Source organism: Micromonospora sp. B11E3, assembly GCF_039871625.1.
Taxonomy (GTDB): Bacteria; Actinomycetota; Actinomycetes; order Mycobacteriales; family Micromonosporaceae; genus Micromonospora.
The window spans coordinates 36,382-60,119 of record NZ_JBDPMC010000023.1; the positions used below are offsets into that span (position 1 = coordinate 36,382).

Annotated in this window: 17 protein-coding genes; 7 read left to right on the top strand and 10 right to left on the bottom strand. The window is 74.2% G+C overall.

Annotated features, from left to right (window positions below; translation table 11 throughout):
* Window positions 1-5: 5 nt before the first annotated feature.
* The 5 genes from ABGB16_RS14435 to fxsT all read left to right on the top strand — a co-directional run bounded on the left by ABGB16_RS14435 (window position 6) and on the right by fxsT (window position 8,428).
* Window positions 6-275 carry a hypothetical protein gene (locus ABGB16_RS14435; RefSeq protein ID WP_347668541.1) on the top strand — a complete coding sequence of 90 codons (270 nt, stop codon included), beginning with the start codon at window positions 6-8 and terminating at the stop codon, window positions 273-275.
* Window positions 247-2,583 carry an FxsB family cyclophane-forming radical SAM/SPASM peptide maturase gene (locus ABGB16_RS14440; RefSeq protein ID WP_347668542.1) on the top strand — a complete coding sequence of 779 codons (2,337 nt, stop codon included), beginning with the start codon at window positions 247-249 and terminating at the stop codon, window positions 2,581-2,583. The genes ABGB16_RS14435 and ABGB16_RS14440 overlap by 29 nt, the downstream gene beginning before the upstream one ends.
* 115 nt (window positions 2,584-2,698) lie before the next feature.
* On the top strand, window positions 2,699-3,379 hold the full coding sequence (locus tag ABGB16_RS14445) for a TIR-like protein FxsC (protein ID WP_347668543.1): 681 nt from the start codon (window positions 2,699-2,701) through the stop codon (window positions 3,377-3,379).
* Window positions 3,366-4,532, top strand: coding sequence for a TIR-like protein FxsC (locus ABGB16_RS14450; RefSeq protein ID WP_347668544.1), 1,167 nt, complete (start codon window positions 3,366-3,368; stop codon window positions 4,530-4,532). Before ABGB16_RS14445 ends, ABGB16_RS14450 begins: the two co-directional genes overlap by 14 nt.
* A complete protein-coding gene (gene fxsT, locus ABGB16_RS14455; protein WP_347668545.1) occupies window positions 4,529-8,428 on the top strand; it encodes an FxSxx-COOH system tetratricopeptide repeat protein in 3,900 nt (1,299 codons plus the stop codon). The genes ABGB16_RS14450 and fxsT overlap by 4 nt, the downstream gene beginning before the upstream one ends.
* On the opposite strand, the gene ABGB16_RS14460 is transcribed toward fxsT, so the two are convergent.
* Window positions 8,422-9,372, bottom strand: a complete 951-nt coding sequence (locus ABGB16_RS14460; protein WP_347668546.1) for an alpha/beta hydrolase — start codon at window positions 9,370-9,372, stop codon at window positions 8,422-8,424. The genes fxsT and ABGB16_RS14460 overlap by 7 nt on opposite strands.
* Window positions 9,373-9,634: 262 nt before the next feature.
* Between ABGB16_RS14460 and ABGB16_RS14465 the strand changes: the two genes are divergently transcribed.
* Together ABGB16_RS14465 and ABGB16_RS14470 are read left to right on the top strand one after the other, a co-directional pair.
* Window positions 9,635-9,817 (top strand): hypothetical protein, encoded by a 183-nt coding sequence (locus tag ABGB16_RS14465; RefSeq protein WP_347668547.1) that lies wholly within the window; start codon window positions 9,635-9,637, stop codon window positions 9,815-9,817.
* 311 nt (window positions 9,818-10,128) lie between these two features.
* A complete protein-coding gene (locus ABGB16_RS14470) occupies window positions 10,129-13,062 on the top strand; it encodes a S8 family serine peptidase (protein WP_347668548.1) in 2,934 nt (977 codons plus the stop codon).
* Window positions 13,063-13,152: 90 nt separating this feature from the next.
* Here ABGB16_RS14470 and ABGB16_RS14475 read toward each other — a convergent pair whose 3' ends face one another.
* The 9 genes from ABGB16_RS14475 to ABGB16_RS14515 form a co-directional block, all read right to left on the bottom strand.
* Window positions 13,153-13,938 carry a DUF3050 domain-containing protein gene (locus ABGB16_RS14475; protein WP_347668549.1) on the bottom strand — a complete coding sequence of 262 codons (786 nt, stop codon included), beginning with the start codon at window positions 13,936-13,938 and terminating at the stop codon, window positions 13,153-13,155.
* 107 nt (window positions 13,939-14,045) lie between these two features.
* Window positions 14,046-15,761 (bottom strand): class I adenylate-forming enzyme family protein, encoded by a 1,716-nt coding sequence (locus tag ABGB16_RS14480; protein WP_347668550.1) that lies wholly within the window; start codon window positions 15,759-15,761, stop codon window positions 14,046-14,048.
* Window positions 15,758-17,095: an FAD-dependent oxidoreductase gene (locus ABGB16_RS14485; RefSeq protein WP_347668551.1), complete on the bottom strand. Its 1,338-nt coding sequence runs from the start codon at window positions 17,093-17,095 to the stop codon at window positions 15,758-15,760. The genes ABGB16_RS14480 and ABGB16_RS14485 overlap by 4 nt, the downstream gene beginning before the upstream one ends.
* Complete coding sequence (locus ABGB16_RS14490) at window positions 17,092-17,313, bottom strand: acyl carrier protein (protein ID WP_347668552.1); 222 nt, start codon at window positions 17,311-17,313, stop codon at window positions 17,092-17,094. The genes ABGB16_RS14485 and ABGB16_RS14490 overlap by 4 nt, the downstream gene beginning before the upstream one ends.
* On the bottom strand, window positions 17,310-19,286 hold the full coding sequence (locus tag ABGB16_RS14495) for a TIGR03086 family metal-binding protein (protein ID WP_347668553.1): 1,977 nt from the start codon (window positions 19,284-19,286) through the stop codon (window positions 17,310-17,312). The genes ABGB16_RS14490 and ABGB16_RS14495 overlap by 4 nt, the downstream gene beginning before the upstream one ends.
* A 2-nt stretch (window positions 19,287-19,288) precedes the next feature.
* A complete protein-coding gene (locus tag ABGB16_RS14500; protein WP_347668554.1) occupies window positions 19,289-20,134 on the bottom strand; it encodes an SDR family oxidoreductase in 846 nt (281 codons plus the stop codon).
* Window positions 20,131-21,444, bottom strand: coding sequence for an MFS transporter (locus ABGB16_RS14505; protein WP_347668555.1), 1,314 nt, complete (start codon window positions 21,442-21,444; stop codon window positions 20,131-20,133). The genes ABGB16_RS14500 and ABGB16_RS14505 overlap by 4 nt, the downstream gene beginning before the upstream one ends.
* Complete coding sequence (locus tag ABGB16_RS14510; protein WP_347668556.1) at window positions 21,441-22,664, bottom strand: AMP-binding protein; 1,224 nt, start codon at window positions 22,662-22,664, stop codon at window positions 21,441-21,443. The genes ABGB16_RS14505 and ABGB16_RS14510 overlap by 4 nt, the downstream gene beginning before the upstream one ends.
* The gene (locus ABGB16_RS14515) at window positions 22,657-23,652 is read right to left on the bottom strand and encodes a hypothetical protein (RefSeq protein WP_347668557.1); all 996 of its coding nucleotides are present in this window, start codon (window positions 23,650-23,652) and stop codon (window positions 22,657-22,659) included. Before ABGB16_RS14515 ends, ABGB16_RS14510 begins: the two co-directional genes overlap by 8 nt.
* Between the last annotated feature and the right edge of the window lie 86 nt (window positions 23,653-23,738).

The following is a 23,738-nucleotide window of genomic DNA, read 5'->3' on the forward strand; positions in this document are numbered from 1 at the left end:
TTTTGTTGACTGTCACCGCGATCGCGGCCGCCGGGGTGCCGGAGGCGGTGGCACTCGGACCTCCGTCCATCTTCGACCCACATGGAGGACTCGACGTGGACACCACCGCACGTCAACCCGATCCGACCTCGACCCCTGCCCCGCTCGGCGACGTCCGGCACACGCCGCTCGGCCGCATCCCGCTCGACCGGGCCCGCGCCGTGGCCCGCGTGGACGACCGGAGGGCGGAGCACCCTGCCCGGGTCGATGTCGCAGCCTTCGCCTCCTCGATCTGATCCCGCCGCGCCGGCCGCGCCCGTCGCCCCACTGAGCCAGTACGTCCTCAAGCTCACCAGCCGGTGCGATCTGGCCTGCGACCACTGCTACGTCTACGAGCACCCCGACCAGTCGTGGCGGCACCAGCCGCGGGTGATGACGCCCGCCACGGTGGAGGCCGCCGCGCACCGCATCGCGGAGCACGCCGCGGCGCACGGGCTCGGCACGGTCCGGGTGGTGCTGCACGGCGGGGAGCCGCTGCTCGCGGGGGCCGCCCGGCTCGACCGGACCGCCGCCACCCTGCGCCGCGTCGTCGGCCCGGTCGCCCGGCTCGACCTGCGCATGCAGTCCAACGGCCTGCTGCTCACCCCGGCGGTCTGCGACGTGCTCGTCGCCCACGACGTCAAGGTCGGGATCTCCCTCGACGGCGACCGCGCCGCCAACGACCGGCACCGCCGGCACGTCGACGGCGCGAGCAGCCACGCCCAGGTGCTGCGGGCCCTGGCGCTGCTGCGCCGTCCCGCGTACCGCGGCGTCTACGCCGGCATCCTGTGCACCGTCGACCTCGCCAACGACCCGATCCGGGTGTACGAGGCACTGCTCGCCGAGCAGCCGCCGCGCATCGACTTCCTCCTGCCGCACCACAACTGGGACCGGCCCCCGGTCCGCCCGGACGGCGTAGCCACGCCGTACGCCGACTGGCTGCTCGCGATCCACCGGCGCTGGCTGGCCGACGGCCGTCCGGTGCCGATCCGGGTGCTGGAGTCCCTGCTCGCCACCGCGGCGGGCGGCGCCAGCGCGACGGAGGCGGTCGGGCTGGGCCCCGCCGACCTGGTCGTGATCGAGACCGACGGCAGCTTCGAACAGGTCGACTCCCTCAAGTCGGCCTACCACGGCGCCGCCGTCACCGGCCTGGACGTCTTCCGGCACCGCGTGGACGACGCCGCGGCCCACCCCGGCATCGCCGTCCGGCAGTCCGGCCTGACCGGCCTGTGCGACACCTGCCAGGCGTGCCCGGTGGTCGAGGGCTGCGGTGGCGGCCTCTACACCCACCGGTACCGCTCGGGCAGCGGCTTCGACAACCCGTCGGTCTACTGCGCCGACCTCGCCGCGCTCGTCCGGGAGACGGCACCGGCGGCGGCCCCGGCCCCGGCCGCCGAGGCGCCGTCCGGGCCGGCCGACGCGCTGAGCCCCGTCGTCCTCGACGACCTCGGCACCGGCCAGGGCACCGGCGAGTCCGTCGGCCACCTCGCCTCGGTCCACCTCGGCGTGACCCGCGCCCTGGTGGTCGCGCTCAGCCCCGCGGCGGCCGGCGACCCGCTTGCGGCGGCCGGCTGGGACCTGCTCGTCGACCTCGACGTCGGTGCCCCCGACGCGGTGCACACCGTGCTCAGCCATCCCTTCGTCCGGCGCTGGGCGCAGCAGTGCCGGGCCGGGGCGACCGACCACCTGCCCCACCTCGCGTGCGTCGCCGCCGCCGCCGCGGTGCACGCCCGCGCTGACGCCGAGCTCGCCGTCCCGGTCCGCGACGGCGTGGTCCACCTGCCGACCCTCGGCGTGCTCGCCCTCGACACCGACGCGGGCACCGCCACGCTGTCCGTGTCGCGGGGCGCGGTCGAGGCGCGGGCCGGGGGACGGTCGGTCCGGATCCGGCCGGACGAGCCGGAGAATCCGGACGGGTGGCGGCCGGTGCGGCGGGTCCGCCCCGGCGGGCGGGACATCCTGCTGGAGGACACCGACCCGTACCGGGACTGCTTCGGCCTGCCGCCGACTGGCCGGCTCGCCCCCGAGGCGGCCGGTCGGTGGGCCGCCCAGGTGCGGCGGGCGGTCCGGCGCGTCGACACCGAGGCCGAGGACTACTCCGCCGGGGTCCGTACGCTGCTGCGGGCCGTGGTGCCGCTGCGTCCGGACCCGACCGGCCGGTCCCGTAGCGCCGCCGCCCGGTCGGCGTTCGGCGCGGTCGCCGTCACCCCGGCGGCCGACGACGCGGCGCTCGCGGTCCTGCTCGTGCACGAGGTGCAGCATCTGAAACTGGGCGCGGTGCTCGACGTCTGCGACCTGTTCGACCCGGCCGACTCCCGGATGCTGCGGGTGCCCTGGCGCGACGACCCACGCCCGGTGGAGGGTGCCCTGCACGGGATCTACGCGCACCTCGCGGTCGCCGACGTGTGGCGGCGGCGGCCGGGCCGGGCCGCGATGGGCACCTTTCGCCGCTACCGGGACTGGACGACAGGGGCGACCGACGCGCTGCTCGACCTCGGCGCGCTGACCGAGGCGGGCGAACGGTTCGTGCGCCGCATGCGGGCCACGGTGGACGGCTGGCCGTGACCGCCGCGCCGACCACCCGCCCCGCCCGGCGCCCGCGGCGGGTCGGGCAGCACGGGTTTGGCGGCGGTGGTTACTGTGGTCGTCCTCAGGGGACGGCGCCGGGCGGGAGCGGCAGGTGGCGGAGGAACAGTTCTGGGAGGACGAGGGCGCCCCCGTGTTCTTCCTCAGCTATGCCCGCACCCGCAACCGGGTGTCGGCGCCGCCGCGGGACACGAACCAGAAGGTCTTCCAGCTCTTCGTCGACCTCTCCGACCACGTCGTCGAGCTGCTCGGCCTCGGTGCCGGACGGACGGCGGGCTTCATGGACCGGATGCTCGACGGGGGGCAGCTGTGGACCGAGGACCTCGCGTTCGCCGCCGGCCACTGCCAGGTGTTCATCCCGTTGATCTCCCCGCAGTACCTGCGCAGCCAGTGGTGCGCCCGGGAGTGGGACGCGTTCACCCGCCGGCGCACCCTGCCCCGGCCGGGCGCGGAACCGTCGGCGGGGGAGACCCCGGTCATCCCGGTCAACTGGTCGGTGGTGGACCGGCGCGACGTGCCCGAGGTCGTGTCGCGACGGCAGATGTTCACCCCCACCCGGCTACCCTCGGACATCGCTCCCCAATACCACGACGAGGGCATATACGGCCTGCTGAGCCTCGGCCGCAACGGCAAGGACGCCTACGACGCGGTGGTCTGGCGACTGGCGCAGCGCGTCGCCCGGGCGTACCGGACGCACTGGGTCGAGGCCGGGGTGCCGACCGACATGCGCCAGCTGCGCGACAGCTTCGAGGAGGGCCGGCATGACCTGGTCTGACACCTCCCTGGCACGCCGCCCGGCCGGACGCGAGACGTACTTCTTCCTCAGCTACGCCCACTCCGTGCCGCTGTCGGCCGCCGCCCGCCCCGACACCGACTACTGGGTCAGCCGGTTCTACCAGGACCTGGCCGCCGCCGTCCGCACCCGCGCCAGCCGAGCCAGGGAGCTGGAGGCCGGGTTCTTCGACGGGCAGGTCAACCCCGGCGCCGACCTCAAGCAGGCGCTCACCGACGCGCTGAGCCTCACCCACGTCTTCGTGCCGCTGTACTCGCCGAACTACTTCCGCAACGCGTGGGCCCTCGGCGAACGCGAGTCCTTCCGCAGCCGGCTCGCCCGGCTGGCGCCCGGCCGGGCCGAGCGGCACATGCTGCCGGTGCTCTGGATGCCCCTGCCGTCCTGGGGGGACCGCCCGGAGACGACCCGGGCGCTCGAGCTGGTGCGCGACCCGGACGAGCGCGCCGACTACGCCGAGAACGGGCTGCGGGCGCTGTGCAAGCTCAGCGCGTACCACCGGCAGTACGAGAGCCTCCTCGCGGCGCTCGCGGACCGGATCGTCACGGTCACCGAGGCCGAGCCGCTCGCCCCGTCCCGGGCCGCGACCCTGACCACCAACCCGGTCACCGACACCGGGGGGCAGGCGCTCGTGGTCACCGCCCTCACCGTGGCCGGCCCGCCCTGGCGGCCGTACGGGAACCAGCACGAACTTGCCGTGGCCGACTACGTCGCCGCCACCGCCGAGCGGCTGGGCCTGCCGACCCGGGTCGTCGACCTGCCCGAGGCCCGGATCCGGGCGCCGCACAGCCCCGTGGTCGTGCTGGTGGACGCCGCCGTCGGCGCCGAGGCCGCCCGCGCGGCCCTGGCCGGCCTGCCGCAGTGGGTGGTCCCGCTCGTCATCGCCGTCGACCACGCGCGCGTCGAGCCCACCCCGGAGGCGATCGCCGGTACGTTGCAGGACGCCCGGTTCCCCCGGGTGCTGCCGGTGCGCACCATCGAGGAGTTCGAGCGCTGCGCGCCGCTGCTGGTGACCGAGGCGCGCAAGCAGTTCCTCAGGCACGGTCCGGTCGATCCGCCGGACGGCCCGCACGCCCCGAGGCCGAGCCTGGGGCCGGTGCGGGCGTCCGACGTACGGCGACGGAAGGAAGATCGATGACGCCACCCCGTGACGGTCAGGTCGTCACCTTCTACTCCTACAAGGGCGGCACCGGCCGCACCATGGCGCTGGCCAACACCGCGTGGATCCTCGCGGCGAACGGCCAGCGGGTGCTCGTCGCCGACTGGGACCTGGAATCCCCGGGCCTGCACCGGTTCTTCGCCCCCTTCCTCGACCCGGAGCAGGTCGCCACCACCGGCGGCGTGATGGACCTGATCCTCGAGTACGAGTGGGAGAACGCCCGGCGCGAGGAGACCGGCGACGCCCGGCCCGGCGACTGGCACCGCGAGTACGCCCGGGTGCACACGTACGCCTTCTCCGTGGGCTGGGACTTCCCCGGCGGCGGCAGCCTGGACCTGCTGCTGGCCGGCCGGCACAACCCCGACTACGCCACCAGCGTCACCGGCCTGAACTGGGACAACTTCTACAACCGCCTGGGTGGCGCCCAGTTCTTCGACGCGCTGCGCGCGGACATGAAGCGCAACTACGACTACACGCTGATCGACAGCCGCACCGGGATCAGCGACGTCGCCGAAATCTGCACCATCCACCTGCCGGACGTCCTCGTCGACTGTTTCACCCTCAGCGACCAGGGCATCGACGGCGCCGCCAGCGTGGCGGCCCGGGTCCGCGGCTACGAGGGCCGGCGGGCGCGCCGGGTGCTGCCCGTGCCGATGCGCGTGGACGAGGGGGAGAAGAGCAAGACCGACGCGGGCCGGTCGCTGGCCATGCAGCGCTTCGCCGGGCTGCCCGCCGGCATGACGGAGGCCGAGCGGCAGGAGTACTGGCTGACCGTCGAGGTGCCGTACCGGGCGTACTACGCCTACGAGGAGACCCTGGCGACCTTCGGCGACGTGCCGGGCAGCCGCGGCCTGCTGTCGGCGTACGAGTCGCTGACCCGGCACGTCACCGGCGGGCGGGTCACCGCGCTGCCCCGGATGGACGAGGGGCTGCGGCGGCAGACGGTCCAGCGTTTCGAGCGCAAGCCGGTGGTCGTCGAGGAGTTGATCGTGCTGCGGTACGTGCCCGAGGACCAGGCCTGGGCGGAGTGGGCCCAGACCGTGCTCAACGCCGTCGACCTGCGGGTGCTGGTCGCCCCGCTGGACACCCCGGCCGCGGTGCCGGCCGGTACCGCCTCACGCGAGCTGCACCTGGTCTCCCGGGCGTACCTGGCGGCCCGGCGCGAGCGCGGCGGCCGGCAGGTGGGCTCGCCCCCGCTCGTCCTGCACCTGGACGACACCACGCCGTCGGTCGACACGCCGCCGGGCAACTGGGCGACCGTGTACGAGCGCGGCGCGGCCGCCGCCGCGGAGCAGGTGTGGGAGCTGGTCGGGCGGGCGGCGGACGGGCGTACCCGCGGGCTGCCGGCCACCCGGTACCCGGCGGCCGAGCCGATGGTCTTCTACGCGCCGGCGCGCAACGTCCGCTTCACCGGCCGCGAGCGGCTGCTGCTGGCCCTGCGGGAGCAACTGAAGACGGCGGCGCGCGAGCGGGTGCCGGTGGCCCTGCGCGGCGGCGCCGGCATCGGCAAGACGCAGCTGGCCGCCGAGTACGCCTACCGCTTCCGCGGCGCGTACGACGTCGTCTGGTGGGTCGACGCCGACCCGCCGCAGTTCGTCGACGTGCGCTTCGCCGACCTGGGCCGGCGCCTGGGCCTGCCGGAGCAGCCGACCGTGCCGGAGAACACCCGCGCCGTGCGGCAGTGGCTCGGCCGCGGCGGCGGGCGCGGCGAGGACGAGCCGCCGCTGCGCTGGCTGGTCGTCTTCGACAACGTCGACCAGTACGAGCACGTCAAGGAGTACCTGCCGCAGGGGGACGGGCACGTGCTGGTCACCACCCGCAACCCGGACTGGGGCGACCTGGCCCGGGCCGTCGACGTCAGCGCGTTCCAGCGCGACGAGAGCGTCGCCCACCTGCTGGGCCGCACCCGGCAGCGGGGCATGTCGATGGCCGAGGCCGAGCAGGTGGCCGAGGCGGTGGAGGACGTGCCGATCCTGGTCGCCCTGGCGGGCGCCTGGCTGGCCGACAGCGTCGAGTCCGTCGCCGACTACCTGGCGGGGCTGCAGCGCACCGGCCCGGAGCGCGACGTGTGGAAGCGGTCCCTGGAGCGGCTGCGGGAGCGTTCGCCGGGGGCGTACCGGCTGCTCCAGCTGGCCTCCGTGCTCGCCCCGGACATCGCGCTCGACCTGCTCTACGGCGACCAGGTGGCGAAGGTCGTCGCCGCCCACGACCCGAGGGTCGCCGCGCAGGTCGCCGACCGGGTCGCGGAGCGCGACATCGCCGCGGCGCTCGTGCAGCGGATCAACCGGCTGGCGTTGATCAAGGTGGACCTGCACGCCCAGCGGGTGCAGGTCCACCGCCTCCTGCAGGCGGCACTGCGGGCCCGGATGTCCCCGGACGAGCTCAACGAGGCCAAGCACGACGTGCACCGGATCCTCGCCGGCTCCCGCCCCTCCGGCGAGGTGGACGACCCGGCGCTCAACGACCAGTTCCGCATCCTCTGGCCGCACCTGGACGGCTCGGACGCCATCTTCTGCTCCGACCCCAGCGTCCGGCAACTGGTGATCGACCGGGTCCGGTACCTCTTCCTCAGCGGCGGCTACGAGCAGGGCGAGCGGTACGCCCGGCAGGCGGACGAGACCTGGTCCGAGGCGCTCAAGGGGCTCTCGGGCAGCAAGGACGCGCACCGGGCGCTGCTCGTGCAGCTGCTGCACCTGCGCTTCAACCGGGCGAACCTGCTGCGCAGCCTCGGCCGCTTCGAGGCGGCCCGGCAGATGGACGCCGACACGCTACGCCAGCAGGAGGAGCTGCGCCCCGAGAACATCTCGTACACCCTGATGACCGCCGGCGGGTACGCCGCCGACCTGCGCGCCCTCGGCCGGTACCAGGAGGCGCTGGAGCGGGACCTGCGGACGTACGCGGCCTCGGTGGAGGTGTTCGGCGAGGACCACCGGCGCACGCTGAACGCGGCCAACAACCTGGCCGCCTCGTACCGCCTGATGGGCCAGTTCGACAAGGCCCTCGACGGTGACGAGGCGACCTACCGGCGGCTTCGCCTCGTCCTCGGCCCCCACCACCCGCGCACCCTCAACTCGGCCAACAACCTTGCCCGTGACCTGCGCGAGACCGGCGACTACCAGGCCTCGGTGACGCTGCTGGAGGACACCGTCGAGGGGTACCGGCGGCTGCTCGGCGAGCAGTCGCCGGCCGTCCTGCCCGTGCAGGCGAACCTCGCGGCGTCGCTGCGCAGCCTCGGGCGGGTCACCGAGGCGGCCCGCCTGCTCGACGACGCGTACGAGCGGCTGCGGTCGAGCATGGGGCCGGCGAACCCGGAGACCCTGTTCAGCCGGCTGAGCCGCAGCGCCAACCTGATGCTCCAGGGGCGGGCGGAGCTGGCCCGGGCGGAGCTGGCCGAGGTCGAGCAGGCGCTCGCCCAGGTGTTCGGCGGCGAGCACCCGTACCCGCTGGTCTGCCGGGTCAACAGGGGCGTGGCCTGGTGGGACGCGGGGAACACGGGCCCGGCGTACGAGCTCACCGCGGCCGCGGCCGGGGCGCTGCGGGCGGCCCTGGGCGACCGGCACCCGTTCACCCTGGCCGCGGCCAACAACCAGGCGGTCTTCACCGCGCTCGGCGGCGACCCGGCCGCCGGGCGGGACCAGTTACGGGCCGTCGTCGACGGGCTGATCGACGTGTTCGGCCCGGACCACCCGGACACGCTGCGCAGCCGGGGCAACCTGGAGATCGCCGACCAGGCGGCGTCCGGGGGGTTGGTCAGCATCGGCTGGACGCGCGTCGCCGACCGGCTCGCCGACCGGGTCGGCCAGGAACACCCGAGCGTCGTCCTGCTGCGCGCCGGCCGGTACGTGCGTCGCGTCCTCGATCCGCACCCCTACTGACCGGGACGGGCGCCGATGAGCAGGTTCCCGCTCACCGGCGCCTCCGCGCCGGTGAGCCAGCGCAGGATGCGCGGCAGTTGCTGCATGGCGTCGAAGTGGGCCGCGCCGGGCTGCACCTCGATCTCGGCGCCGGGGATGCGGGCGGCCAGCCACTGGCCGTGGCTGGCCGGGGCGAAGGTGTCCTCCGCACCGTGCCACAGCCGCACCGGCGTCACCCGGGTGTCGATCGCGCCGAGGTCGAACTTCCAGCTCCGCCGCAGCGCCAGCACGTCGTCGATCCACCCGTACGGCCCGGCCCGCAGCGCCTCCTGGTAGGTGTCGAAGATGATCCCCCGCAGCGCGGCGTCGTTGATGGCCCGGCGATCCGGCAGGCCCATCTGCGTCATCAGGTCGCGCAGCAGGAAGCGCGGATCCTCCGCGGCCCGGGCGGCCCGCTGGCGGATCTCCTCGATCACAGCGTCGGTGTCGGGGCTGCCGGCACCGAACCCGCGCACGTTGTCGTTGTTCATGCCGTCGAACCAGTCCCGTTCCATGGCGTCCGACGGGGCGAGGCTGACCAGCACCGCCACCCGGCTGATCCGACCCCGCAGCCGCTCGTCGGCGGCGCAGGCGAGCGCGTGCGGGCCGCCGCCGGAGCGGCCGGCCACGGCGAACCGGGTCAGCCCCAGATCGTCGGCGATCGTCTCGACGTCCCGGGCGGCGTCCGCCACGTCCCGGCCCTCGAAGCGCTCGGAGTCGCCGTATCCGGGACGGTCGTAGGTGACGAGCCGGACACCCATCCGGTACAGCACGATGCCGCGGGGCTTCGGCCCCCGCCGGCTGCCGGGCGTGCCGTGCATCAGGAAGACGGGGAACCCGTCGGGAGCACCGGTCACCTCGTACGCCACCCGCTTGCTGTCCGCGCGGTGGGCGAATCGCGGCCCTGGCCCGCCGTCTCGGGTCACTCCAGCCTGCCTTCCGGTGCCGTAACCAGCCGATACGCGTAACCCGGCATTGAGCGAAGGCGATGGTTCGGTGGCTCCGCCCAATGATTCGAGCCTAACGGTCCGGACCGGGGCGCCGCTATGCGGCGTCGGGACAAGCGGCCGATCCTGTCGGAAACGACACCGATCGTGGTGGTCGAGGCGCAACTTCCATCGGTTCGGCTTCACGATAGTGGCAATTTCCGGCGAGCGGCGGCGCGGCCGGCCGTGGGACAATCCGCCTATGGCCGACCAGCCGTTCACCGATGCCGAGTTCGCCTTCCTGCGCCATGTCCGTTTCGGTGAGCTGCCGGCACGGGTGAGGCCCGACGAGACCGTGGAACTGGTCGAGACCGAGCCCCGTCGGGGTCGACCGGAGCCGGCCGGCGGCGAGGAACAGGCGCTGGCCCTGCACGCGGGCGGCTGAACCAGCGGCTCGCCGCCCCGGCGGTGTGTCGGCAATGGACCGAGCGGCCACGGTCGCGCGGCGCTTCGCGCCGTACGACTGGCGGGTCACCCCCTTCCGTAGCAAGATCTTCGCGCATAGGCTCTCGGCGACCGTGGGTCGGATGGACCCGCGGCGGCCGAGCAGATCCACCCGCCGCCGCCGAACTGCACCCCCCTCGGCGGCGCACCGGCTGCCTCGGCCACGTCATCGGGCACAGGAGGCAACCGCTCGTGTCGTTACCACAACCAGCCGGGCGTCGGCGCCCGGCGAGGAAACTGTTCACCGCGACGGTGCTGACAGCACTGGCGGTGGCCACCGTTCCCGGTTCGGGCGCCGCGCAGGCCGCCGCCGAACCGGCCCACACCGACCTGTACCTGGTGCAGCTCGCCGACGCGCCGGTCGCCTCGTACGCCGGCGGCGTCGCCGGGCTGGCGGCGACGAAGCCGGCCCGCGGCGGCAAGGTGGATCTCGACTCTTCGTCGACGCGCGCCTACCGCGGCCACCTCGCCGCCAGGAAGGGCGACGTCCGGCGCAAGGGCGGCGTGGGCGCCACCCAGACCGTCCGCGACTTCGACGTGACCTTCAACGGCTTCGCGGCCAACCTCACCGAGGCGCAGGCCGGCAAGCTGCGGCACACCGCCGGCGTGCTCAACGTGTGGAAGAACGAGATCCGCCAGGCGGACACCGTCGGCACACCGCAGATGCTCGGCCTCGAGGGCCGCAAGGGCGTCTGGGAGAAGCAGTTCAAGGGCGACGAGCACGCCGGTGAGGGCGTCATCGTCGGCATCATCGACAGCGGCATCTGGCCGGACAACCCGAGCTTCGCCGCGCTGCCCGAGCCGCGGCCGGACGCCGCGACCGTCGCCGGCAAGTGGCGGGGCGTCTGCGACCAGGGCGTCACCGGCATCGTCAGCTGCAACAACAAGCTGATCGGCGCCCGTTACTACAACGCGAGCGGGCTCGGCGACCGGTGGCCCGGCGAGTTCAAGTCGCCGCGCGACTACAACGGCCACGGCTCGCACACCGCGTCCACCTCGGCCGGCAACCACGGCGTGGCCGCCACCATCAACGGCCTGTCGGTCGGCGAGGTGTCCGGCATGGCGCCGGCCGCCCGGATCGCCGCCTACAAGGCGCTGTGGCACCAGCCGGGTGGCGGCGCGAGCGGCGGCACCGTCGACCTGGTCGCCGCGGTCGACGACGCGGTCGCCGACGGCGTGGACGTCATCAACTACTCCATCTCCGGCTCGCAGACCTCCTTCGTGGACCCGGTGGAGCTGGCGTTCCTGAGCGCCGCCGACGCCGGTGTCTTCGTCGCCGCGTCCGCCGGCAACAGCGGCCCGGGGGCGAGCACCGTCGCCCACAACTCGCCGTGGATCACCACGGTCGCCGCGAGCACCCACGACCGCGCGTCCATCAAGACCGCGACCCTGGGCAACGGCGCGAGCTACACCGGCGTCGGTGTCGGCGCGGCGGTCGCCTCCACCGGTCTGGTCGACGCGGCCACCGCCGGCAGGTCGGGGGTTCCGGCCGGCGACGCGGAGCTGTGCCTGCTGAACTCGCTCGACCCGGCCAAGGTGACCGGCAGGATCGTGCTGTGCAAGCGCGGCGTCAACGCCCGCACGGAGAAGAGCCTGACCGTTCGCGACGCCGGCGGCGTCGGCATGATCCAGTACAACGACCCGGACAACTCGCTCAACGCCGACTTCCACTTCGTACCGTCGGTGCACGTGGACCGGGCCGCCGGCCTGGCCATCAAGGCGTACGCGGCGACGGCCGGCGCCACCGCGTCCCTGTCCGCCGGCGTCGCGGTGACCGCCCGCGCGCCGGAGATGGCGGCGTTCTCGTCGGCCGGCCCCGCCCGGGCGGGCAATGGCAACCTGCTCAAGCCGGACATCACCGCCCCGGGCGCCGACGTCATCGCGGCGGTCGCCCCGCCGGGCAACAACAACAACCGGTGGGACGCGCTCTCCGGCACGTCGATGTCCAGCCCGCACATCGCCGGCCTGGCCGCCCTGCTGATCGGCAAGAACCCCACCTGGTCGCCGATCTGGGTCAAGTCGGCCCTGATGACCACCGCCGGGCAGACGGACAACAGCGGCGCGCCGATCCAGCGCGCCGGCCGCGACGCGAACCCGCTGGACTTCGGCGCCGGGCACGTGCGGCCGGCCGTCTCGTTCGAGCCGGGCCTGGTGTACGACAGCGGCTACGCCGACTGGGTCCGGTTCCTCTGCGGCACCGGCCAGCTGACCGGGCAGGCCTGCGCCACGTACGGCACCGTCGACCCGAGCGACCTGAACTACCCGTCGATCAGCGTCGGCGCCCTGCCGGGCCGGCAGACGGTGACCCGTACCGTGACCAACATCGGCAAGGAGGACGGCGAGTACGCCGCCAGGGTCGAGGCCCCGGCCGGCTACACCGCGACCGTCTCCCCGTCCCGGATCAAGGTCAAGAAGGGCACGTCGGTCACTTTCACGGTGACCATCACCCGCACCACCGCGGCGCTGGGCCAGTGGTCGTTCGGCTCGCTGACCTGGGTGCCGGAGGATCGCGACGAGTTCACCGACGTCCGCAGCCCGATCGCGGTGCGCGCCACGGCCATCTCCGCGCCGGCCTCGGTCAACGGCAGCGGCAGCACCGGTACGGCGGCGGTGAAGCTGCGCCCCGGCTTCACCGGCACGCTGACCGCGAACGTCAGCGGCGCCGTCCCGGCGAACGTCACCGCGCTCGACCTGGTCGGCACCAACACCTCGTTCAACACGGCCGCGCCGGCCACCGGCCCGGCGGCCGGCAGGGTGGACGTGGCCGTGCCGGCCGGCAGCAAGCTGGCCCGGTTCGCCACCTCGGACGCGGACTACGCGGCCGGGACGGACATCGACCTGTTCGCCTACGACGCGGCGGGCCGGCTGGTCGGCACCAGCGCCGGCGGCACCGCCGAGGAGACGATCACCCTCACCGCGGCCGGCACGTACTCGGTGTACGTGGTGCAGTTCGCGCTCCCGCCGGGCCAGACCCAGGCGACCGTCAGGCACTACGACTGGGTGCTCGGCCCGGCCGCCGGCAACCTGACCGCGACGCCGGCGAGCCAGTCGGTGACGACCGGCGTCGACGCGACGGTGACGCTCGACTGGACCGGCCTCACCGCCGGCACCCGCTACCTCGGGCTGGTCGCGTTCGGCAACGGCACCGCTGAGATCGCCCGGACGGTCGTGTCGCTGCGGCCCTGACCGTCCCCGGAACCTGGCCGGCAGCCTCCGCATCGCGGAGACTGCCGGCCAGGCCCTTTCACGGGGCTACACGATCGGCCGCCGGTCCGGTCAGCGGATCGCGGCGAGGATGCCGTCCCAGAGGCGGACCCGTACGTCCAGCGCGTCGATGATGGTCGCGGCGCACTGCTCCCACTTGGCCTCGTCGTCCTGGCACAGGTCGGCGAGCATCTGCATGGCCATCGGGGTGTGCTCCTCGCCGTCCACCTCGATGTGCCGGGCCAGGTAGTCCACGAACGTGTCCAGCCTGCCGCCGGCGTTGGCGTTGACCTTCACGACCTGTTCGAACATGTCCGGGATGAGGTCCTCGCGGCCGAACGCGAACGCGGCCGCCTGGCAGTGCACGGGTGCGGAGGTGATGAACCGCCAGGTGGTGTCGACGAACTCCACGGACGGCGTCGGGACGCCCGCGGCGGCCAGCGCCTCCGGCACCCCGGTGCCGCGGCGCAGCAGGTCGATGAAGGCGTCGACTGCGGTCCGGTCGGCGCCCGCCTCGGTCATGCCCTCCAGGTACAGCTCGAAGTGGCTGATGAAGCCGCCGCGCAGCTCGTCGCTCTCCTCGACCAGCGTGATGTCGTTGATCAGCCGGCGGCTGCCGGTCGGCCCGGTCGGCACCCACGGCAGCTCGACGCAGGTGAGCTGGCGCTGGAGGGACTTCAGCAGCGACATGAAGTCCCAGACCGCGTAGACGTGGTGGGTCATGAACGTGGTGATCGCCTCGTGCGAGTCCAGCGCCGCGTACAGCGGGTGGGTGACCACCCGGTCGCGGGCCGGGGTGATGCGCCTCTTGAGCCGCTCGATGCCGGGGTGCGTGTCGCCCCAGTCGTACCGTGACATGTGCTCTCCCTCGGGTTGTCGCCGCTCCTGCCACCGGCCCGCCCGCCGTCGGGCGGGCCGGTGGCCGGGTCGTGATGGGTGTGGCGGACCGCTGCCGGTCGGCGGGCTCAGGCCGCCACGGGCGCGTCGGCGAGCAGCCCCGCGTGGCGGGTCCGCAGCTCCCGCTTGAGCACCTTGCCGGTGGGGCCGAGCGGGAGGTCCGCCGGCTCCCGGGCGATGACCACCGCCGCCAGCCGGGCCAGCCCGGCCGTGGCCAGCTCCTTGTTGGCCTTCTCGAGGATCGCCGCCTCGCCCCAGTCCTCGGCGTCGGCCTGGAGTTGGACCACCGCGATCGGCGCTTGGCCGCCGTCGGGCGCCGGCACGCCCACCACGGAGCAGTCCCGGATGACGTCCGCGCAGTCGGCGATCAGCACCTCCTCCAGGGGCAGGCTGTAGACCGGCCCGGCGCTGGTGTCGATGACGTCCACCGTGCGGTCCAGGTGGTAGAAGTTGCCGTCCGCGTCGCGGCGGGCCACGTCGCCGGTCAGCCAGTACCCGTTCAGCTCGAAGCTGCTGGTCAGCCGCGAGTTCTTCCAGTACCCGGGGGTCCGCGACGGGGTGATGACGCCGAGCAGGCCGACGGTCCCGTCCGGCACCTCCTCGCCGTTGGAGTCGAGTACGGCCGCCTTGATGACCGCCTCCTGCGGCCTGCCCACGCAGCGGTCGTTGCGCGGCGTCTCCGGGGTGGTCAGCCCGCCGAACAGGGCCATGCCCATCTCGGACGAGCCGAGCCCGTCGACGAACTGGGAACCGGGCAGCGACTCGCCGGCCGACCGGTCCGGCGGGAGCAGCCACGCGGCGATCAGCCCGGCCGGGCGCTCGCCCAGCCGGACCAGCCGGCGGACGTGGCCGTAGTGCGCCGAGTCGCCGGTGTTGAACCAGGAGTGCACCTTCGCCGCGCCCCTGACCGGCAGCTCACCGGTGGCCAGCTCCACGAACGTGCGCGGGAACGAGGCCAGCATGGTCGGCTGGAACGCCTCCATGACCGGCTCGACCACCACCCGGCGCCAGTCCGACATCACCACGGTCGGCAGGCCGAGCAGGACCGCGGTGAGGAAGTAGCTGAGCCCGCCGGCGTGGGTGTGCGGCATCAGCGACATCAGCCGGTCGTACGGCTCGGCCGGAAAGCGGACCATCCGGGGCTGCTTGCCGTCCCAGAAGCTGCGGTGGCCGAGGATCGTCGACTTCGGGGTGCCGGTGGTGCCGCTGGAGTGGATCAGCGCGCACACGTCGTCGGGCGCGTGCTGGTACGGGTACTTCTGCGGCGGCAGGGGCGCGCCGGCCGCGTCGAACGCCTGCACCTCCGCGGTCAGCGCGAGGAACCGGGGCCGCCGGGCAGGGTCCGCCCGGTACGCGGAGGCCAGCCGGGTGGTGTCGTCGGCGACGATGCCGACCACGCCGACGTGGTCCAGGTAGCGCTTCATCACGTCCGGGCGCATCGCGTCGTTGACCATCGCGGGGATCGCGCCGAGCGCGGTCAGCGCCAGGTAGTGCAGCAGCGGCTCCAGGCCCTCGGCCACCACGATGCCGACCGGCTCGCCGGGGCGCACCCCGTTGGCCCAGTACCACTTGGCGTACCGGTCGCGCAGGTCGGCCAGGTCCTGCAGGCTGTACCCGCGCAGCACCACCTCGCCCCGGTGGTCCGTGCCGTGGGTGTGGACGAACGGCACGCTCCGGTTGGGGTTCATCCGTACCGCGTAGTCGAGGAAGTTGCCGGCGCCGAGGCCCGGCTCGGTCATGAACCGCTGCCGCACGGGCAACGGCGCGAGGGACGTGACGGTCATCGTGTTCTCCCAACGGCTGGAACGGACAGGATCTGGTTGGCCACCCGGTGGCCGGCGCGGATGGCGCCCTCCATGAGCCCGAAGAACTCCGTGCTCGTCTCGGTGCCGGCCCAGTGCACCCGGTGGTGCGCGGCGGTCAGGTGCGGGCCGTTGCGGACCCAGTCGCCGGGCCCGGACAGCGCCGCGTAGCAGCCGCGGCTGTACGGCGCGGACACCCAGTCGGTCACGTGCACCCCGATGGGCGCCGGCAGGTCGGGGAAGAGCGCCGCCACCTGGTCCACCGCCTCGGCCCGCTGGGCGGCGGGGTCGAGCGCCGCGAAGCGGAGCGCCTCGGCGCCGGTGACGAATCCGGTGAGCACGCCCACCGCGCCGTCGGCGGGGGAGTCGTCGACCGTGGACAGCAGCGGGCCGCGGGCGCTGACGGACCAGCCGGACAGGCCGGCGTCCCGCCACAGCGGCGCGGCGTAGACCAGGTGGACCTTCACCGCGCAGCCGGGCCGGGTCCGCCGCCCGGCCCGGGGCGCCGGCAGGCCGGGCCGGTACTCGATGGCGTCGGCGAGCAGCGGCGGCACCGCCACCACGACCGCGTCGCCCCGGTACGCGGCGTCGTCGGTGTGCACCACCGCGGCGTCGGAGTCCTGGTGGATGGCCTGGACCGGGCTGCGCAGCCGCAGCCGGTCGCCGAGGCCCGCGGCGAGCGCCTCGCAGAGCTGGTGTGCGCCGCCGTCCACCCGGTCCTGCTGCGCGCCGCCCTCGAACGCGTTGAGGTAGTTCAGCCCGCCGCCGGAGCGCAGGTAGAAAGCCATGTGCAGGACGGAGACGGCGGCCGGGTCGGCGGCCATCATCTCGCCGAGGAACAGCGGGAAGAACAGCCGGGCGTCCGGGTGCCGCAGCGTCCGCTCCGCCCACTCGGCCGCGGTGAGCGCGTCCAGGTCGGCCGCGCCCGGCGTCAGCCACGGCGCGTCCGGCCGGACCCGGGCGGTCACCGCGTCCAGCTCGTCGAACAGCTCGCCGAGCGCGACCGCGTTCAGCGGCGGGAAACGCCCGTCGCGGGTCCGTGTTCCGCCGCCCAGCGAGAAGCGGCTGGCGCCGAGCATGGTGGTCGACGTGGTCTTCAAGCCGAGCCGGTCCAGCATGGCGTGCAGCGCGGTGTGCCGGTCGCCGAGGTAGGCGGCCCCGGCGTCCGCCCAGCTGCCCGGCGCCACCTCGATGCCGCGGGTCCGGCCGCCGACCCGGTCCCGGGCCTCCAGTACGGTCACGTCGGCGCCCGCGGCGGCCAGGTCGGCCGCGGCGGTCAGCCCGGACAGGCCGGCCCCGACGACGATGACCCTCATCGGCCCGCACCCGCGATCGTCCGCGCGAGCCCGGCCGGGGTGGGCGCGAGCAGGAAGTCGTCGATGGTCAGCTCCACCCCGGTCTCCCGGGCGATGGCGCTGAGCACCCGGGTGGCCAGCAGCGAGTCCCCGCCCTGGTCGAAGAAGTCGGTCTCCGGACCCACCTGCGGTGCGTCCAGCACCCGGCTGAAGATGCGCTCGACGGTGTCGACGGTCATGTCATGCTCTCCCTGGTTCGGCGGCGGTCGATCTTGCCGCTGGGCGTGTGTACGAGGCCCGGGACGACGCGGATCCGGCTCGGCACCAGGTGCGCGGGAACGCGGCCGCGCAGGTGCTCGGCGATGCCGGCGGCCAGCCCGGCGGTGTCGGTCGGGGAGTGGGGCACCACCCAGGCGGCCAGCACGGTGTGGTCGGCGACCGCGAGCCCGGTCACCATCACCGCGGCGACGCCGGGGTGGCCGGCGATGTGCGCCTCCACCTCGGCCGGGTGCACCCGGATCCCCCGGATCTTGATCTCGTCGTCGGTCCGGCCCTCGTGCCGCAGGACGCCGGCTGGGTCGCGGCTGACCCGGTCGCCGGTGCGGAAGAACCGGCGACCGTCCACCGTGGTGAAGCGTTCCGCGGTGGCCTCGGGCAGGCCCCGGTACCCGGCGGCGAGCGACGGCCCGCCGACGAGCAGCTCGCCGTCGGCGGTGACGTGCTCGACGACGTGCGGCAGCGGCCGCCCGATCGGTACCGGCGACGCCGGTTCCCGCAGTTCGACCGCGTGCGTGATCAGCGTGGTCTCGGTGCAGCCGTACGTGTTGAGCAGCCGGGCGTGACCGGTGCGCAGCGCGAACCAGTCGGCCAGGCGGGCGGGGTTGGCCGCCTCCCCGCCGATCACCACCAGGCGGACGCTCGCCGGCAGCGCCGCGCCCTCCTCGACCAGGTAGGTGACCAGCTCGTGCCAGAACGCGGTCGGCAGGTCCAGCACGGTGATCCCCTGCCGCTCGACGGCGCGCAGGAAGCGCGGGAACGAGCCGGTGTACGCCTCGTCGTCGAAGACCAGCCGGGCGCCGCCGGTGAGCGCCGGCAGGATCTCCTCGAAGCAGGTGTCCCAGTTGAGCGAGGCGAACTGGAGGACCCGGTCGGTGGGGGTGATGCCGAACAGCTCCCGCAGGGCGTCCACGGCCGCCGCGATGGCGCTCCTGGGCGTCAGCACGGGCTTGGGCGCGCCCGTGGAGCCCGAGGTGAACAGCACGTACGCCAGGTCGTCGGCCGGCTGGTCCCCGGCCGGGCGCCGGGGCACCGGGTCCGCCGGCCGCGGCGGCACGCCGAGGAGGACGCCGCAGCCGGCGGCGGTCAGCATCGCGTCCCGGCGCTCGGCGGGGAACCTCGGGTCGACCGGGCAGTACGCCCCGCCGGCCGCCCAGGCGCCCAGCAGGCCGACGACCGTCGCGGGCGTGTGGGTCGCCTCGACGGCCACGACGCCGGGGCGCGGGCCGAGCCGCCGCGCCGTCGCCAGGGCCGCCGCCTCCAGCTCCGCGTACGTCACATGGTGTTCGTTGTGGACGAGCGCGGGACGGTCGGCGTACCGGCCGGCGGCGACCCGGAACCGGTCGAGGACGCCGGCGCTCCAGTGCGGGTCGCGGCCGAGGAAGGCCAGGAGCCGCTGCGCCGGGGGTGCCTCGGCGCCGGCCGGCAGCGGCGGCGCGAACGTGGCGCCGGGGCGGTGCCGGCGTGGCCCGTCCGGCACGTCCCGCACCGCGATGTCCCAGACGGCGGCCAGCACGTCCTCGTCGAACCCGAACGCCTGGCCGGTGGCGACCGCCAGGTCCCAGCCGTGCACCAGGTAGTCGAGCAGGTGGAAGCCCACGGCGGTCACGCCCGGGTACGTCACGGCGTCGTTGAGCTGCGGCAGCCAGAACTCCCGGTCGGGCACGCCGCCGGCGCCGAACGCGGCGACCACGAGCCGCGCGGAGGCGGCGTAGTCGGCGCGCGGGTCGGGCCCGATGGGCGACGTCCACGACGACCGGTCGACGGTCTCGCCGCCGGCCGCCGCCGCGAAGCCCCGGTTCTCCCGGATCATGTGGGCGAGCAGGTCCCGGACGGTCCAGCCGGCGCAGGGCGTCGGGGCGTCCCACTGGTCGTCGCGGATCGCGGCGACGATCTCCACGCTGCGGCGCATCGTCCGCCGGTGCAGCTCCAGCATGGTCAGCCCTCCACCCACGAGCGGGTCATCGCCGCTACCGCCCGGCCGTCGGCCTCGACGAGCTTGTGCCGCGCGTACTGCTCGCCCCACTGGCTCGTCATCACCCGGAACGGCGGGTCCGGGTCGTCGAGCGTCTTCACGACCACCTCGGCGACCTCACCGGCGGTCTGCGCACCGGGCCACCGGCCGCGCGCCACCCAGTCCAGGTACCGCTCCAGCACCTCGGCGTACGGGCCGGCCTCGGCGAGCAGCGACTCCCGGGTCACCCCGGAGTTCGCGCCGAACGAGGTGTTCAGCACCGGGCCGGGCGCGACGACGACGACGGTGACCCCCATGGCGGCCGCGGTGGGCGCCAGGCTCTCCAGGAACCCCTCGACCGCGAACTTGGCCGCCGAGTACGCCTCGTTGAACGGCTGGCCGACGATGCCCCGGGTACTGCCGATCGTCACGACGCGGCCCCGGCTGGCCCGCAGGTGCGGCAGCGCCGCCCGGGTGGTGGCGACCACGCCGAGGAAGTTGACCTCGATGTTCGCCCGGTAGGTCGCCATCGGGCAGGTTTCGATCGTGGCGAACGTGTTGGCGATGCCCGCGTTGTTGACCAGCACGTCGAGCCGCCCGTGGTCGGCGACGACCCCGGTCACGCACTCCTCGATGGACTCCTCGTCGGTGACGTCCAGGCGCCGGACGTCCAGCGCGACGCCCGCCTCGTCGGCGGCGGCCCGCAGCCCGTCGGCGCGTCGGGTGTCGCGCACGGTCGCCACGACGGTGTATCCGGCCCGCGCGGCGGCGACCGCGATCTCCTGGCCCAGCCCCGAGGACGCGCCGGTGACCAGCAGCACCCGGCTCACGACGGGCTCCCCACCGGCGCGCCGGCGGCCTCGGCGGCGGCCCGCTCCCGGTCCAGCCGGGCCTGTGTCGGCGCCAGCGGGATCCAGGCGACCAGGGCCCCGATGAGGGTGGCGCCGACCATGGTGGTCTGGGCGGCGTCCAGGATGCCGAGGCGCGGCACGAACAGTTCGACGATCACCCCGCCCAGCAGCGCCGAGACCGGGATGATGCCCCACGTCACGGTGCGGAAGTAGGCGTGCGAGACGGCCTGGTCGGCCGGGTCGACCCGGGCCTGGCGGATCGCCGCCGTGCTGACGTTGTACCAGACCATGAACAGGCCGTAGAGGGACAGCGTCGCGCCCAGCACGACCGACGCGGGCAGCGCCGGCGCGGCCAGGACGCCCAGGCCGACCAGGCTGTGCAGGAAGGCGGACCAGGGCATCAGCCGGGCCGCCCCGACGAGCCGGCTCACCCGCGGCGCGACGACCGCGCCGACCACGGCGGCCACCGCGGCCACCGACATCACCGTGCCGAGCGCGCCCACGGACATGCCCAGCCCCCGGTACGCGAGGATCGGCATCACCGTGACGAACACCGGGCCGCCCACGTTCAGCAGGGTGGTGCCGAGCACGGTGCCGCGCAGGACCGGATCGTTCCAGTTCAACCGCGCGCCCGCCTTGAGCCGGGTCCACATCGGGTCCCTGCGGGCCGGCGCGCCGCCGTACGGGCGCATCGCGCGGATGCTGCCCGCGGAGAACAGGTAGGTGGCGGCGTCCACCAGCAGCGACGCCACGCCCATGAGCTGGTACAGGCCGCCGGCCAGGGCCGGCCCGACGACCTCGGAGGCGGTGCGGCTGCCCTCCATGTTCGCGTACGCCTTCACCCGGCCCTCGCCCGGCACGATCGCCGCGATGGTGGCGGTGTAGCCGATGTTGAAGAACACCGACGTCGCGTTCGCGACCGCCACGCAGACGAACACCAGCGGGATCGACAGCGCGTCCAGCCAGTAGGCGATCGGCAGCACCGCGATCACCGCGCACCGGATCAGGTCGCACCAGATCAGCGTCCGCCGCAGCGTCCACCGGTCCACGAGCACGCCGGCGACCAGGCTGAGCAGCGGGATCGCCAGGTACTGGGCCATGCCCACCAGGCCGACCTGGAACGGGGAGGCGTGCAGCAGCAGGATCATGACCGTCGGCACGACGAAGACGTTGATCTTGTCGCCGATGTTGCTGACGCTCTGCCCGAGCCACAGCCGGTTGAAGTCCCGGCCGAGTCCGCGGCCCTCCGCGGCCGGGGCGGCCGCCGGGTCGGTCAGGTTGGCGCTCACGGCTCGTACCGCTCGACGAGGTCGGGCACCTTGCCGGTGCGCTCGTTGTGCACCAGCGCGTCCACCAGCCGCACCACCAGCGCGTCGGGGTCGCGGTGGAACATCGTGTTGGGGCCGCCGATCTCGGTGCCGAGGATGTGCTCGCGGACCCGCCCCGCCAGGTCCGGCGCCGCGTCCCGGCGCGGCACGATGAGGACCTCCATCAGGCTCGGCCGGTCCGCGTACTCGGTGATCACGAGCTGGACCTGGGCCACGCCGGGCTGGCCGGTGATCGTGCCGATCAGGGCGTCGACGTTGACGAAATGGACGCCGCGGAACTTCACCTCGCCGTTGCGGCGGCCGAGGACGCGCAGCGCGCGGCTGGGCACCCCGCAGGTGCAGCGCACCCACTCGCCGGCGTCACCGGTCTGGTAGCGCAGCGCCGGGTTCAGCCCGTGCGGCTTGAGCGAGGTGACGTCGATGAGCTGGTCCGGGCCGACGTGCACCAACTGGGACGGCAACGGGTGCCAGACGTCGACGGCGCACTGCGGCGTGTTGGTGCCCACGACCCACGTCTCCGTGCTGCCGTACAGGCCCCAGCGGCGCGCGTTCGGCGCCACCGCCGGCAGGTCGTCGTCCAGGCCCGGGTTCCAGCCCTCGCCGAGCCAGAGCACGGCGCGCAGGTCGGGCAGTTTCAGGCCGACGGCCCGGGCGTGGGCGAAGATCGGCCGCAGCACGCTGGGCGTGCCGCCGATCGCGGTGACCCGCCGGTCGGCGAACAGCTCCAGCCAGAAGTCGTACTCGCCCTTGGTGATCGAGCCCAGCCCGAGCCCGGTGCAGCCGGCCAGGTCGGCGTACGCGGCCATCAGGTAGTGGGCGCCCCACAGCTTGCCCGCGCCCCACCCGTTGACGAACACGTCGTCCGGGCCGAGCGCCTTCCACTGCTCGAACACCTCCTCCATGTACAGGCCGGTCGGCGCGTAGCCGAGCTTCGGCATGCCGGTGCTGCCGCCGCTCTGGAACGTCCAGGTGGCGCCCTGCAGCGCCCGCGGCCGCAGGTGCTCCAGCGCCACGTTCATGTCGTCCTTGCGCATGACCGGCACGTGCACCAGGTCCTCGAGGCTGTCCAGGGCCAGCACGTCGGCGTACCGCTCGGCCAGCGCGGGCACCGACCGCAGCTGGGCCAGCATGCGCCGGACCGTGTCCTGGGCGAGGGGCATGGCGGAGAAGAAGTCAGACATCGCTGGGCGCTCCCTGTGCTCGGGCTCCGTGTCGGGCGTGCGCCTCCCGGTAGGCCAGGAAGCGCGCCCTGATCAGGTCTCGCTGCGCCCGGACGACCTCCGGCGAGGTCGGGTCCGGGCAGATGATGCCGCCGTCCAGCTCGATCTCGGACAGCCAGAAGCGCTCCCCGTCGTGCAGGAAGTCGGCGCAGACGTACGGGACCGGCACCTTCCGGGCGATGTACTCGACGGCCGGCGCCAGCTCCGGCGGCATGGCCGTGTAGTACAGGCGGGCGCCGGTGGAGTACTGCGGGTAGAGGGCGCCGTCGCCGGGGGCGCGGACGAGCGTGGTGTGCGGCTCGCCGTCGATCAGGTGCACCCGGTAGTCGATCGTGCGTCGACCCAGGTCCGGCTGGAAGACCAGCGTGGTGTCGCCGCCCTGCGCCAGGCTGAGCAGGCCCCGCACCTCGTGGGTGTCGCGGGCCTGGTTGATGCCCCGGGAGGCGCACCACCCGGCGGGCTTGACGATCGCCGGGTAGGTCAGGTCGTCGAGGGTGCTCAGGAACTCGTCGAACAGCAGGTCCCGGCCCGCCGAGACGCGCGCGGTGGGGACGGGCGGCACCGGGCAGTCCTTGAGGAACAGCAGGGTCGCCAGCTTGTCGCTGCCGATCACGGCCATGCTGGGCGGGGCCGGCAGGTAGAAGCCGGCGTGCTCCAGCACCGCGTAGAGGGTGAACTGGTTGAACACGTCGACGGACTGGTACGGCAGGGTGTACGGCGAGGTGACGAAGAGGGTCTCGTCGGGGGTGACCCGCTCGCCGTTCACGAAGACCCTGGGGTGGCGCGGGTCGAGCGCGTCCACGGTGACCGCCTCGGGGGCGGTGCGCTCCCAGGTGAGGTCGAGCTCCTTGGCGACCTCCTGGTAGGTGTGCCAGAAGGCCGCGTTCCACTTGGCGGAGGTTCGGGTGGACTCCCGGTCGGGAAAGATCCAGCACATTCGCTGCAACATGGCGCCGAGCGTGCCGGCGGGCGGTGCGAATTCGCTGCGCGTCGGCTGCGCGTCCGCTGCGGCCGGCGCCGCCCCACCCGCCGGGC